Source organism: Gemmatimonadales bacterium (genome assembly GCA_036265815.1).
Classification (GTDB): domain Bacteria; phylum Gemmatimonadota; class Gemmatimonadetes; order Gemmatimonadales; family GWC2-71-9; genus CAVVWJ01.
On record DATAOI010000005.1, the window covers coordinates 13965 to 27628 of the forward strand.

Genomic DNA, 13664 nt, shown 5'->3' on the forward strand with positions numbered 1-13664 from the left:
AGATCATGCGACGCACACGACCGATAACGCTCACCGTTGCCACCCTCCTGACCATCGTGCCCGCGCTCCGGGCGCAGGAAGCCTGCAAGGATGTGATGCGGGTGCCCGCCGTGGGCAAGTGGGTCGAGTATCAGGCACTCTATGACCAGAAGGACAAGTACCTCCTGCGCTACGCCGTGGTGGGCGCGGAGAAGCGACCAGGCGGCGACTATCGCTGGCTGGAGATGAAGATGACCAACGAAACCGATCCCAAGAAGAACATGGTGTATCAGATGCTCGTCCCGGGCGCATTGGACCAGATCGGGGACGTGCAGGAGGTGATCATGAAGCCTGGCGACCGTCCGGCGATGAAGATGAACGGGATGATGTTGGGCATGATCCGGGGCCAGCTGCAGAAGAAGTCGGTGTTCGGCAACATCTGCGACGAGGTCACGCTGGTCGGGCCGGAGAAGGTCACCGTGCCGGCGGGGACCTTCAACAGCAAGCATTACCACAGCGCCAAGTACGAGACCGACAGCTGGGTGGATCCCGCCCTTTCGTTCGGCATGGTGAAGTCGACGGGCAAGCACCACGACATCGAGCGGTTGCGGGACGGCGACGGCGCCACTTCGTCCATCACCGAGACGCCGGAGGAAATGCCGGGGATGAGCGGCAAGAAGAACGAGTAGGCTAGGCCCTCGGAGCGGGGCGAGCCCGGCGGCGGGGGGACGTATCGGCTACGGGGAGGTGGGCTTGACTGCCAAACCAGCAGTATGATCTTCTGCTACTCCTTCCTATCGTGCACCCCCGTGCCTATCAGCGCAACTACCATCAACGTCAAGCTTTACGTAAGGTGTTGATTTTGAGCATCTTACATGCTATATTGGCCCGTCTTACTATCACACGGCCTCTGATTCCTTGGCTGGTATACTGTGGGGGGACGGGAGTCCTGGAGGAGGCAAATAGCGTGACCATGAAGGCGCGTGCCAAGCGTCGCCCGGTGCGACCGGCGCAGATCGCTCGTGCAATCGATGAAGGCCGCGAAAGTCTGGACCTGTATCTCGACGAGATCAGTCGGGTCCCACTGCTCAATCGTGAAGAGGAGATGGAGCTGGCCCGCAAGGCGTACAAGGGAAACATCGCCGCCCAGGAAAGGCTTGCCCGGCACAACGTGCGATTCGTAGTCTCCGTGGCCAAGAAGTTCCAGAATCGGGGCGTCCCGCTGGTCGACCTGATCGGCGAGGGCAACCTGGGGCTGATGACGGCCGCCCGGAAGTTCGATCCCGACCGCGGCGTCAAGTTCATCTCCTACGCCGTGTGGTGGATCCGCCAGGCAGTGCAGGCCGCCATCGCGCGCCACGGCCGGCCGGTGCGGGTGCCACTCAATCGGACCGCGGATCTGAGCCGGCTCGGCCGCACCACCACGCTGCTCAAGGACCGGCTCGGCCGCATGCCCACCACCGAGGAGCTGGCCCGCGCCACCGGGCTCACCGTGGAGGCGGTGCGCTCGCTGAGCGCGCTCAACTCCGAGGCCGTGCGGCTCGACCACCCCACCCGGGACGGCGAGGGCAACGAGCGGATCGAGCGCTTCACCAGCGGGGAGCAGGAAAGCACCGACATGAGCACCATGGCCAACAGCCAGACTCGGGACATCGAGGCGGCCCTGGCGGCGCTCCCCCCGCGCGACGCGAAGGTGCTCCGGCTTTACTTCGGGCTGGACGACGGGAACAGCCGAACGCTGGAGGAGATCGGTCGCATGATGGGCGTCACCCGCGAGCGGATCCGCCAGCTCCGGGACCGCGCGCTGCTGCGGCTTCGGGAAGGCGAGACCGGCGATCGGCTGCGGGATCTGGTGGCGTAAGACAAGGGCGGCGGCGGTAAAGACGGGAAGGGCGGTAAGGCTCGAAACATGGGCCTTCCGCCTTTCCTTTTTACTTCTCCGACCCTTTCGCTTTCCCGTCCTTCCCGTCCTTCCCGTCCTTCCCGTCCTTCCCGTCCTTCCCGTCCTTACCGCCCCCGCCGCCCTTCCCCGACAAACTGCCGCAGCACCCGCTGCAGAATGCCGCCGTGCCGGTAGTAGTCCAGCTCCACCGCTGAGTTGAGCCGGACGGTCGCGGGGAAGACGGTCTCCCGGCCCGTCTCGTCGCGCGCGGTGACCCGCACGGTTCCGCCCGGCTCCAGCCCCTCCGCGATGCCGCTGATACTGAACGTCTCGGTGCCGGTGAGCCCGAGCGATGCCCGGTCGCTGCCGGGTGCATAGGCCAGCGGGAGCACTCCCATCCCAACCAGGTTGCTGCGGTGGATCCGCTCGTAGCTCTCCGCGATGATGGCCTTGACGCCGAGCAGGGCGGGGCCCTTGGCAGCCCAGTCCCGGCTGGAGCCGGTGCCGTACTCCTTGCCGGTGAGGATGATCAGCGGCGTGCCGGCCGCCTGATACCGCATGGCGGCGTCGTAGATCGAGATCACTTCGCCCGAGGGGAAGTGAAGCGTCCAGTTGCCCTCCCGTCCCGTTACCAGATGGTTGATGATGCGCACGTTGCCGAAGGTCCCGCGCATCATCACTTCGTGGTTGCCGCGCCGGGAGCCGAAGGTGTTCCAGTCCGCCTGCTCTACGCCGTGCTCCCGCAGGTACGCGGCGGCGGGGCCGTTCTTGGGAATGGAACCGGCCGGCGAGATATGATCGGTGGTCACGGAGTCGCCCAGCACCGCCAGGACCCGTGCGCCTGCCAAGTCGCTGAGGGGTGGCGGGTCGGGCGGGAGATCGGTGAAGAACGGCGGCTCCTGGACGTAGGTCGAGCCGGGGTCCCAGGCGTAGCGGCTCCCCGACGGCACGCTCAGCGACCGCCAGGTCTCGTCTCCCTCGAACACCTGTCCATAGCGGTGCTCGAAGAGCTCAGGCTTGAGCGACTGGGCCATCGCCTCGCGCACTTCGGCGGCGGTGGGCCAGATGTCCCGGAGGTACACCGGCTTCCCGTCCTTGCCCGTGCCCAGGGGCTCGCGCGAGAGGTCGATGTCCACCCGTCCAGCCAGGGCGAACGCCACCACCAGCATCGGTGAGGCGAGATAGTTGGCCCGCACCTGGGGATGGACCCGCGCCTCGAAGTTACGGTTGCCGCTGAGGACCGCGGCGGTCACCAGCGAGTGCTCGTCGATCAGCCGCGCCACGGTCTCGGGCAGTGGCCCGCTGTTGCCGATGCAAGTGGTGCAGCCGTAGCCCACGGTGTTGAAGCGAAGCTGCTCGAGGTAGCGGAGCAAGCCGGAGCCGTTGAGATAATCGGTCACCACCCGGGATCCGGGTGCCAGGCTGGTCTTGACCCAGGCCCTGGTCATGAGCCCGCGCTCGACGGCTTTCCGTGCCAGCAGCCCGGCGCCGATCATCACCGACGGATTGGAGGTGTTGGTGCAACTGGTGATGGCGGCGATGACCACGGCGCCGTCGTGCAGGGTGATGTCGGTGCCGTCGATCTGACCCTTCACGATCGGCGGTGCGTCGGGATCGGCGGTGGCCGTGGCCTGGGCGGAGCCGCCGCCCTTGTCCCCGATGGTCACGTTGGCACCGCCCTCGCCCACCCAGCGGGAATAGGCGCTCTGGGCCAACTCCTTCCGGTCGGCGGGCACGTTGACGCTCATGAGCCCGGGCAGATTCACGATGAAGTTCCGCTTGAGCTCGGTGAGCGGGACGAGGTCCTGCGGTCGCCGCGGGCCCGCCAGGCTGGAGACCACCGTCGAGAGGTCCAGCTCGAGCGTGTCGGTGAACTCCGGGTCCGGGGTGGTGTCGGTACGAAAGAGCCCCTGCTCCCGGCAGTAGCGCTCCACCCGCTCCACCACCTTGCGGCTCCGCCCGGTCCGCTCCAGGTAGCGCACCGTCTCGGCATCGACCGGGAAGAAGCCCATGGTGGCGCCGTACTCCGGGGCCATGTTGGCGATGGTGGCCCGGTCGGCCAGGCCCAGGCTGGAAAGGCCCGGGCCGTAGAACTCGACGAACTTGTCCACCACGCCCTTCTTGCGCAGGAGCTGGGTGACCTGCAGCACCAGGTCGGTCGCCGTGGTCCCCACCGGCAGCTCACCAGTCAGCTTCATCCCGATCACCTCGGGAATCAGCATGAAATAGGGCTGGCCCAGCATCACCGCCTCCGCCTCGATCCCCCCGACGCCCCAGCCCAGCACGCCGAGCCCGTTGATCATGGTGGTGTGCGAATCGGTCCCGACCAGGGTATCGGGATAGGCCGTGAGCTCATCGAACTGGCGGCGAAGCTGCACCACGGGGGCGAGGTACTCCAGGTTCACCTGATGCACGATGCCGGTGCCGGGAGGAACCACGCGGAAGTCGTCGAAGGCGCGCTGGGCGAACTTGAGCAGCTGGTACCGCTCGCGGTTGCGGTCGAACTCGAGCGCCACATTGAGCTTGAGCGCGCGGTCGGAGCCGAAGTAGTCGACCTGCACCGAATGGTCGATGACCAGATCGCAGGGGACCACCGGGTTGATCCGGCTGGGATCGCCCCGCATCCGGGCCATGGCGTCCCGCATGGCCGCGAGATCGACCACGCAGGGCACCCCGGTGAAGTCCTGGAGCACCACCCGCGCCGGCATGAACGGCACCTCGCCCCGGCGGGTGCGTGCGGGGCTCCACGCGGCCAGATCCTCGACGTGCGCCTCGGAAACCACCCCTCGTCCGCAGTGCCGCAGCGCGTTCTCCAGGAGGATGCGGATGGAGAAGGGCAGGCGATCGAGCCGGGTGAGGCCCTGGCGACCGAGCTCGGGAAGGCGATAGACCACGGCAGTCTCGCCGCCGAGTTGGAGTGTCGCGCGGGTGCCGAAAGGGTTGGCGCTCTGAGTGGGCATGACTCTGCAGGGTGAGGGTTCGCCGTCGGTTCCAAGTATAATCGCTATTTTCCAGGCATGAGCACGCCGGCGCCTTTACCCATCCCGTACGCCATCAACCGCAGCGACGACGGCCTTCGCATCGAGTGGGACCAGGCCGGCCACGTGGGGTTCTACCCCGCGAGATGGTTGCGTCTGGCGTGTCCCTGCGCCGCCTGTGTCGAGGAGATGACCGGGGTGCCCTTGCTCGATCCGGCGCGGGTACCGCTCGACGTTCGGCCGCTGAGCGTGGCGCTGGTGGGCGCCTACGGGCTGAAGGTGCAGTGGAGCGACGGCCACGCCACGGGGATCTACACCTTCGAGCGCCTCCGGCGGGTCTGTCCCTGTCCCCGCTGCCAGGGCGCGAGGGGAGCAGCCTCCTCCGGGTGAGCACCGGCGACCGGGGCCACATCGTGCCGCAGCCCCCGGAGCCCGGCCAGGGCCGGTGAGGCGCCGCCACCCCGCTTGCGCGGCGCGCCCGGAGGCGACACTGTTTCGATAGCTGCACTTAGTGCAGCCCCGCGGTTTCGAGCCCGCGGGCCTCGGCCCGGAACGCCGGCGCCGGGGAACACACGACTCGAGGGGCGCTCACCGAGGCTCCTCTTCCCAGCTTCGGTTCGGGCGCTCCCTGCTCCGCGTGTGCGGGGAGGCCCTCATGGCGGACTCTCGCCATTCAATCATCGGCGAAGGCACCGACGTCGGACTCATCGGTGGGCTCGTCGTCGCGGTCTGGTTTCTGATCCTCGACGTGCTGGCGGGACACCCCTTCCAGACGCCCAGTCTGCTGGGCCAGGTCGTGCTCTTCGGCGACAAGACTCCCGATACCCACCATCTCATCTTCGGCGCCATCCTGTTGTACACCGCCTTCCACTTCATCGTGTTCGCTCTGATCGGCATGGGGTTGGTGGCGCTGGTGCACTGGGGCACCGGGAACTCGGTCGTCCGCTACGCCTTCGTGCCGGTCTTTCTGGTGCTGGAGTTTCTTTTCTGGGGCCTGCTGGAGGTGCTCTCGGAGCGCACCAGCGAGCTGTTCCCGTTCTGGGCGGTGATCTGCGCCAACACCCTGGCCTCGCTCTGCATGGGACTCTACCTCTGGCGCCGGCATCCGGACCTGCGCCGGTCGATCCAGGACACCCCACTCGGCGCGGCCCCCCTCCACTGAGCCCCTAGAGGGGGGTCCGGGACGGGATTAGGTTCCGCCTCATCATCCACGGCCGGGGTCTGTGCGTCGCTCTCCGCTCACCGTCACGTGCGCGTCCCTCCTTCTCGTGCTCTTCCCTTCATCCAGCCGGGCGCAGCTGGAGCCGCCATCGACCGGCGGCACCGTAGCGCTGCAGCAGGAGCTGCGGCTACTGGGGCACTACAAGCGGGTGCTGATGATCGGCGCGCACCCCGACGACGAGGACACCGAGCTCCTGGCCGTCCTGGTCCGCGGCCTCGGAGCGGAAGCGGCGTACCTGTCGCTCAATCGCGGCGAGGGGGGACAGAATCTGATCGGGGCGGAGCTGGGTGAGGCGCTCGGACTGATCCGCACCGAGGAGCTGCTGGCGGCGCGGCGCCTCGATGGGGCCCGCCAGTTCTTCACCCGGGCCTACGATTTCGGGTTCTCCAAGACGCAGGATGAGACCTGGCAGCACTGGCCCCGGGATACCATCCTCAAGGACGTGGTGCGGATCGTCCGCCGGTTCCGGCCCCAGATCGTCGTCTCCATCTTCAGCGGCACACCGCGCGATGGGCACGGCCAGCATCAGGCGGCCGGATGGGTGGCGCAGGAGGCCTTCCAGGTCGCGGGTGACTCCACTCGCTTCCCCGAGCTGGCGCGGGAGGAGCACCTCGATCCCTGGACCCCGCTCAAGCTCTACCGCAGCACCCGCTTCGACACCACGGCGACGACTCTCACCTTGAACGGCGGGGCGCTCGATCCACTGCTCGGCAAGTCGTTCCACCAGATCGCCATGGCGGGACGCAGCCTGCACCGCTCCCAGGACATGGGCCGGCTGCAGGGGATCGGCCCTTCGGAGGTGCGCCTCGCGTTGCTGCAGGATCGTACCGGCGGCGGGACCAACGCGCTGTTCGGCGGCCTGGACACCAGCATGACGGCGATGCCGTGGAACAACGTGGACGATGCCGGTGGCCGACGGTCGCGTGAGCGCTTCGCCGCCCGAGTGGACAGCGCCAGGGCGGCTGCGGACGGCAACGATCTCGCGGCCGCGGCGGAGCTGCTCCGGCGGGCGGAGGCGGACGTAGCTGGAGGGGCCGCGGACGCGACCGACGGTGCCGGCGGCTCCCGCCTCGCGCCGGAACAGGCGGAGCAGCTCCGGCGGGCGCTGCGGGCCGAGGCGATCGCGGCCAGGGTGGTGGGCGACGCCACCAGCGACGATGACCGGGTAGTTCCGGGCGAGCGGGTCGCTGCTACGCTGGCGGTGTGGAACGCGGGCCCGGTTCGGCAGGTCGTGCGGCCGTCCATCGCGTCCCGCGGCGGCTGGTCGGTGGAGATGGACACGGGATCGGCAGGCTCGATCGCTCCTGGTGCGGTTGCCCAGGTCGGGGCGACGCTCCGGGTACCCGACACGGCGTCGCCCACGGTGCCGTATTTCCTGCGGCGTCCGCTGGAGGGCGCGCTGTACGACTGGAGCCGGAGTCCGCCGGCCGCGCGGGGGCAGCCGTTCGACTCCTCGACGCCGCTGGCCGTGTTCCAGAGGAACGACGCGCACTGGTTCAGCCGGGAGCTTGCGCTGCGGGTGAACGATCAGGCCAGGGGCGAGGTGCGGCGCCCCGTACAGGTCGTGCCCAGGGTGGATGTGAAGCTGGATCCGGGCTCCGAGCTGTGGTCCATCGCATCGCCGGCGCCGCGGCGCTTTACCGTCACGCTGACCCACGGCGCGCGCGACACCACGGCGGGCACTGTGGGACTCGAGCTCCCTGCGGGCTGGAACGCCGGAAAGCCGCGGCCGTTCCGCCTCACTCGGGAGGATGAGCGGGAGACCTACGCGTTCGAGGTGCGGCCGCCCGCGAGACGGGCGCCGGGTGCGGTCGTGCTCCGCGCGATCGCCCGTGACAGCAGCGGACATCGATACGATCTGGGGGTCTTCACGGTTGACTACCCCCACATCCGGCCGCGGAGCTACACTCGTCCAGCCGTCGCCATGGTCCGGAGCGCCGCGCTCCGGCTGCCGCCGCTCACGCGGGTCGGCTACGTCCGCGGCGCCGCCGACCGGGTGCCCGAGGCCCTGCGCGACGTGGGCGTGCCGCTCACCCTGCTCGACGGCGCCGCGATCGAGCATGAGAATCTCGACAGGTACGACGCCATCGTCATCGGGCCGCGCGCCTACGAGACCGACACCGCCCTGGTCGAGCACAATGATCGGCTGCTCGACTTCGCCCTCCGGGGCGGGCTGGTCATCGTGCAGTACCAGCAGTTGGTCTATTTCCAGAGAGGATTTGCTCCCTATCCCCTGACGGTCGGGGGACCGCCGCTTCGGCCTGGCGGCGGCGCGGTGGAGCACGACCGAGTCACCGATGAGCGCGCGCCGGTCACCGCGGTCACCTCCGCGGACCCGGTCATGGGGATTCCCAACCGGCTCGGCACCGCCGATTGGGAAGGCTGGGTGCAGGAGCGCGGACTCTACTTCGCCCGGAGCTGGGATGCGCACTACCGCCCGGTGCTCGAGACCCACGATCCGGGCGAAGCTCCATTGGAGGGTGGCCTGCTCGTGGCGCGGTTCGGGCAAGGAACCTACGTGTACACCGGGCTCAGCTTCTTCCGGCAGCTTCCGGCCGGGGTGCCGGGGGCCTTCCGGCTCTTCGCCAACCTCCTCGCGCTGCGCTCACAGCGGCGGCCGTAGGTGCCTCGACGGAATCGTCCCGGCCTGCGGGCGCGCCCGGTATGGCTCCTCTCCCTCTGGGTACTGCAGGTCCTCGCCTGCCGCGGTGACGGCCGGACGCCCGTCGTGCTGTACTCGCCCCACGGCCGGGACCAGCTCACCCTGCTGGAGCGGGCCTTCGAGGCGGAGCATCCGGAGATCGACGTGCGCTGGCTCGACATGGGCTCGCAGGAGATCCTCGACCGGCTGCGCTTCGAGCGGGTGAACCCGCAGGCGGATGTCTGGTTCGGCGGACCGACCACGACGTTCGACCGGGGCGTGCATGATTCCCTCCTCGCCCCGTATCGGCCTGCCTGGGCCGGCCGCGTGGGACCGGGAGGAGTGGGGCCGGGGGACCTCTACTACCCGGTGTATCGCACCCCGGCGGTGATCGCCTTCAACAACCGCATGGTGAGTCGGGCGGACGCGCCCAAGGACTGGGACGATGTCCTGGATCCCCGGTGGCATGACAAGGTGCTGATCCGTGACCCCATGGCGAGCGGCACCATGCGGGCGATCTGGGGTCTCATCCTGGTGCGCAGCATCCGGGAGACCGGTGACACGGCCCGCGGGATGGCCTGGCTCCGCCGACTGGACGGGCAGACCAAGGCCTACACGCTCAACCCCGCGATCCTGGAGCAGCGGCTGGCTCGCGCCGAAGGGCTCGTCACCCTGTGGGACCTCCCGGACATCCTGATCGACCGCGCCAAGGGCATGCCGTTCGACTACGTCTTTCCCCGGAGCGGCACCGTGGTGATCGACGATGCCGTCGGCCTGGTGCGGGGGTGTCGTCACCCCGATGCGGCCCGCGCCTTCATCGATTTCGTCGGAAGTGACCGGGGTGAGCTGCTCGCCGCCACCGGCGTGTTCCGGCTGCCGGCCAGGCGGGATCTGCCTGCCGCATCGGTCCCGGCGTGGGTCGCCGAGGTGGACAGCGAGATGCGGGTGGCCGATATGGACTGGGGCCTGCTGGCCACGAACGGAGCCGCGTGGATGAGCTACTGGGACCGCCATGTCCGGGGGACCGGAGGCGAGTCGGGTCGGTGACCGGCTTCCTTCGGCTGGAAGGATTGGTGAAGCGGTTCGACGGCCTGCTCGCCGTCGACCGGCTCTCGCTCTCGCTCGCGCGGGGCGAGATGGTGGCGCTGCTGGGGCCGAGCGGCAGCGGCAAGACCACCACGCTACGCCTGCTCGCCGGCTTCGAGACGCCGGACGCCGGACGGGTGCTGGTGGACGGGGAGGACGTGACTCGGGTGGAGCCCGTCGCCCGTCGCTTCGGGATGGTGTTCCAGCACTACGCGCTGTTTCCCCATCTGGACGTGGGTGAGAACGTCGCCTTCGGTCTCCAGTCGCTCGGCCTCAGGGGACAGGAGCTGGATGCGCGGGGAGCGCGGGCGCTGGAGCTGGTGGACCTGGCGGGATACGAGCGGCGGCGGATCGGCCAGCTGTCCGGCGGACAGCAGCAGCGGGTCGCCCTGGCCCGAGCGCTCGCACCGGAGCCGCGGGTCCTGCTGCTGGACGAGCCCCTCTCCAACCTGGATCCCACGCTCCGTGAGCGGACCCGGCGCGAGATCCGCGAGCTGATCCACCGGGTCGGCATCACGACGGTGCTGGTGACTCACGAGCAGGACGAGGCCTTCGAGCTCGGCGACCGCGTGGCCGTGCTGCGGCAGGGCCGGCTGGAGCAGCTGGGAACACCCGATGAGCTCTACGGCGCCCCGGCGAACGCGTTCGTGGGCGGCTTCATCGGCCGCTCCAGCACGCTCGAGGTGACCGTCCTCGGTCCGGCCCCGCGTGGCGTGCGGATCGCTATCGGGGGCGTCGAGTGGGAGATCGATGCCGGGCCAGGCCGCCCCGCGGTGGCCCCCGGCCGCGCGATGATGCTGGTCCGGCCCGAAGCGGTTCGGCTCACCCCGCCGGATGCCGGGGCGGTCCCGGCCACCATCACCGGCCGCCGCTTCGTCGGGCCCTCCGCGCTCTTTCGCGCGGTGACCGACGAGGGAGCCGGCGTGGAGGTGGCGGCCCCGCCGCACGCGGTGGAGCCTGGCGCGCGGGTCGGCATCATGCCGAGCCGCCGGGAGGGCGGGGGCATCCACCTCTTTCCGCTGGACGAGACATGACGGGCGATCAGCGCCGCCAGGCTGTGGCGGCCGGCATTCTCGTCCTCCTGCTCTGGCTCGTGGTCTACCCGCTGCTGCTGGTGCTGGTGGAAGGGCTCCGGGGTCCCGGCGGCTGGACGCTCGACTTCGTCCGAGTCTTCCTCCACCGGCCGACCGAGTGGCGCGCGCTCTGGGGGAGTCTCTGGATCTCGCTCGCCAGCGTGGTGCTGGCAGCCACGATCGGCATTCCGCTCGCGCTGCTCTTCGGCCGGTACGATCTCCCCGGCGGGCGGGTGCTGAGCGGGCTGGTGGCGCTGCCGGCGGTGCTCCCGCCGCTGGTGGGCGTGCTGGCGTTTCTCTTCCTCTACGGCGAGAGCGGCTTCGTCTCGCTGCTGGTGCAACACGTGCTCGGCCTGGAGGAGCCGCCCTGGCGGCTCGAGGGCGCCGGCGCGATCCTCCTGGTCCATGCCTACTCGATGTACGTGTACTTCTATCTCTTCACCCGCGCCGCGCTGAGCTCCCTCGACGCCTCCCTGCTGGAGGCCGCGGCCAGCCTGGGGGCGAGCCGCTGGCGCCGGCTGCGCCAGGTCGTGCTGCCGCATCTCTATCCGGCCCTGGGCGGCGCCGCCCTGCTCACCTTCATGACGTCGCTCGCCTCGTTCAGCGCGCCATACATCTTCGGCGGCGGGTTCCGGGTGATGACCACCCAGATCGTGGCCACCCGCCTGAACGGCGAGAACGAACTGGCGATGGTGGAGACGATCTCGCTCACCCTTGTGGCATTGCTCGCGCTCTTGCTGCTGCGCGGCGGCCGGGCACCGGATGCTCCGGGAGGTCGGAAGGGAAGCGGGCCCGCCCGGGTGCCGGTGCGCCGACCGGGCGTCCGCATCATGCTCGCGGTGGTGGCCTGGGGGCTCGCTGGGTTTCTGCTCCTGCCCCATCTCACGCTGCTGCTGGTCTCGTTCGTTCCGGTGGGCACCTGGACCACGGAGCCGCTTCCGCCGGCGTATACCCTGCGGAACTACCTGACGCTGGTGACCGATCCAGTGCGCAGCCGGCCGCTGCTCAACAGCCTATGGCTGGGCAGCGGCGCGACGGCGGCGGCGGTGGGGATCGCGCTGCTGGCCGGCCTGCTGGGCGTCGGCCGGCGGGTGCGCGGCGCCCGGCTGGTCGAGGGGCTGCTGGCCCTCCCCTGGGCGGTGCCGGGGACCGTCTTCGCCATTGCGATCGCGACGGCGTTCAGCGTGCGGGCGCCCTTGGCGGGGCGATTCATCCTGGTCGGCACCATCTGGATCCTCCCGCTGGCCTATCTCGTACGGAACCTACCGATCACCAGCCGAGCCATCCTGGCCGGAGTGCGAGCGCTGGATTCGTCGCTGGACGAAGCCGCGGCCACGCTGGGCGCCGGACGCTGGCGCACGCTGCGCCGGGTCACCCTGCCGTTGCTCCGGCCCGCGCTGCTGGCAGGGGCGAGCCTCGCGTTCGTCACGGCCTTCGGAGACTTCGTGACCTCCATCGTGCTGTACACCTACGATACCCGGCCGATCTCGATGGAGATCCTCTCCAGCCTGCGTCAGTCCGACGTCGGCGTGGCGGCGGCGTACGGTGTGGTGCTGATGCTGGTCAGTGCCGCCGTCTTCGCGCTCGGCGCGGAGCGCGGGGGCGGGGGATGACGGCGCCCGCTACCGGCAACAGAGGCAAATTCCAGCGGCTATCGGTCCTGATCGCCGTCAACTTCGTGGACATGATCGGCTTCATGATCGTGCTTCCGCTGCTGCCGTTCTACGCGCTCAGGCTGCACGCCACGGCGGAGACGGTGGGCCAGCTGATCGCGTCGTTCTCCATCGCGCAGCTTCTGGCCGCGCCACTCTGGGGCCGGGTATCGGACCGCTATGGGCGCCGGCCGGCCCTGTTGATCGGTCTGTCCGCGTCGGCGTTAGCCTACGTCGTCTTCGGCTTCGCCGACACGGTATGGCTCCTGTTCGCCTCCCGCATCGTGCAGGGCGCCGGCGGCGGCACCACCGGCGTGGCGCAGGCCTACGTGGCGGACACCATGGAGCCCAAGGATCGGGCCCGCGCCCTGGGCTGGCTGTCGGCGGCCACATCCGCCGGCGTCATGGTGGGGCCGGTGATCGGCTCGTTTTCGGCCCACTTCGGGCGGACCGCACCGGGACTGGTGGCCGCCGCGCTCTGCCTCACCAACGTCGGGTTCGCCTGGCGCTGGCTGCCCGAATCACGCCGGACACACCGGGACGCTCCCCCGGCGCACCGGCCACTGTGGCATCCCGCCTGGACGGCGGTGCGACACCCGATGGAGCCGGTGGCCCGATTCCTCTGGATCTACGCGGTGGGAATGCTGGCCTTTTCCTCCATGACCTCGGTGATCGCGCTGTATCTCGGCGCGGAGTTCGCCCTCGACGAGACCACCATCGGCTATGTATTTCTGTATGTCGGGATCCTCTCCTTCGTGATGCGCAGCGTGCTGCTCGGGCCGATCGTGGACCGGGTCGGCGAGGCCGCGGCGATGCGGATCGGTACCGTGCTCCTCGTGCTCGGCCTGATTCTCTATCCCCAGCCCCGCTCGCTCTGGGGCCTTGCGGCGGTCATCCCGCTGGTGCCGATCGGCACGGCGCTGCTGTTTCCGGCGACCACGTCCCTCATGTCCCGCTACTCCGATCCACGAGAGCTGGGAACGACGATGGGGGTCGCTCAGACGTTCGCGGGGATCAGCCGGGTGGCGGCGCCCTTGCTCGCCACGTCGCTGTTCCAGCGGCTGGGGCACGGGTGGCCGTTCTATGTGGCGGGCGGGTACGTGGGGCTGGTCGGGCTCATGGCGGTCCGGCTGCCTCCGCCGCGGGACTGA

The 13664-nt window shown here is 69.5% G+C and carries 10 protein-coding genes; 9 read left to right on the top strand and 1 reads right to left on the bottom strand.

From position 1 onward, the window contains the following. Positions 1-5: 5 nt before the first annotated feature. Together VHR41_00630 and VHR41_00635 are read left to right on the top strand one after the other, a co-directional pair. Positions 6-668 (top strand): hypothetical protein, encoded by a 663-nt coding sequence (locus VHR41_00630; protein ID HEX3232668.1) that lies wholly within the window; start codon positions 6-8, stop codon positions 666-668. Positions 669-952: 284 nt separating this feature from the next. Then, positions 953-1840: a sigma-70 family RNA polymerase sigma factor gene (locus VHR41_00635; GenBank protein HEX3232669.1), complete on the top strand. Its 888-nt coding sequence runs from the start codon at positions 953-955 to the stop codon at positions 1838-1840. 146 nt (positions 1841-1986) lie between these two features. On the opposite strand, the gene VHR41_00640 is transcribed toward VHR41_00635, so the two are convergent. Next, positions 1987-4821 (bottom strand): aconitate hydratase, encoded by a 2835-nt coding sequence (locus VHR41_00640; protein ID HEX3232670.1) that lies wholly within the window; start codon positions 4819-4821, stop codon positions 1987-1989. A gap of 57 nt (positions 4822-4878) precedes the next feature. On the opposite strand from VHR41_00640, the gene VHR41_00645 reads away from it, so the two are divergent. The 7 genes from VHR41_00645 to VHR41_00675 all read left to right on the top strand — a co-directional run bounded on the left by VHR41_00645 (position 4879) and on the right by VHR41_00675 (position 13664). Next, positions 4879-5229: a DUF971 domain-containing protein gene (locus tag VHR41_00645; protein ID HEX3232671.1), complete on the top strand. Its 351-nt coding sequence runs from the start codon at positions 4879-4881 to the stop codon at positions 5227-5229. A gap of 265 nt (positions 5230-5494) precedes the next feature. Then, on the top strand, positions 5495-6001 hold the full coding sequence (locus VHR41_00650) for a hypothetical protein (protein ID HEX3232672.1): 507 nt from the start codon (positions 5495-5497) through the stop codon (positions 5999-6001). A gap of 106 nt (positions 6002-6107) precedes the next feature. Then, complete coding sequence (locus VHR41_00655) at positions 6108-8684, top strand: PIG-L family deacetylase (protein ID HEX3232673.1); 2577 nt, start codon at positions 6108-6110, stop codon at positions 8682-8684. Beyond that, on the top strand, positions 8685-9749 hold the full coding sequence (locus VHR41_00660; GenBank protein HEX3232674.1) for an extracellular solute-binding protein: 1065 nt from the start codon (positions 8685-8687) through the stop codon (positions 9747-9749). Further along, positions 9746-10822 carry an ABC transporter ATP-binding protein gene (locus VHR41_00665; protein HEX3232675.1) on the top strand — a complete coding sequence of 359 codons (1077 nt, stop codon included), beginning with the start codon at positions 9746-9748 and terminating at the stop codon, positions 10820-10822. The genes VHR41_00660 and VHR41_00665 overlap by 4 nt, the downstream gene beginning before the upstream one ends. Continuing rightward, positions 10819-12474, top strand: coding sequence for an iron ABC transporter permease (locus tag VHR41_00670; GenBank protein HEX3232676.1), 1656 nt, complete (start codon positions 10819-10821; stop codon positions 12472-12474). Before VHR41_00665 ends, VHR41_00670 begins: the two co-directional genes overlap by 4 nt. Continuing rightward, complete coding sequence (locus VHR41_00675) at positions 12471-13664, top strand: MFS transporter (GenBank protein HEX3232677.1); 1194 nt, start codon at positions 12471-12473, stop codon at positions 13662-13664. The genes VHR41_00670 and VHR41_00675 overlap by 4 nt, the downstream gene beginning before the upstream one ends.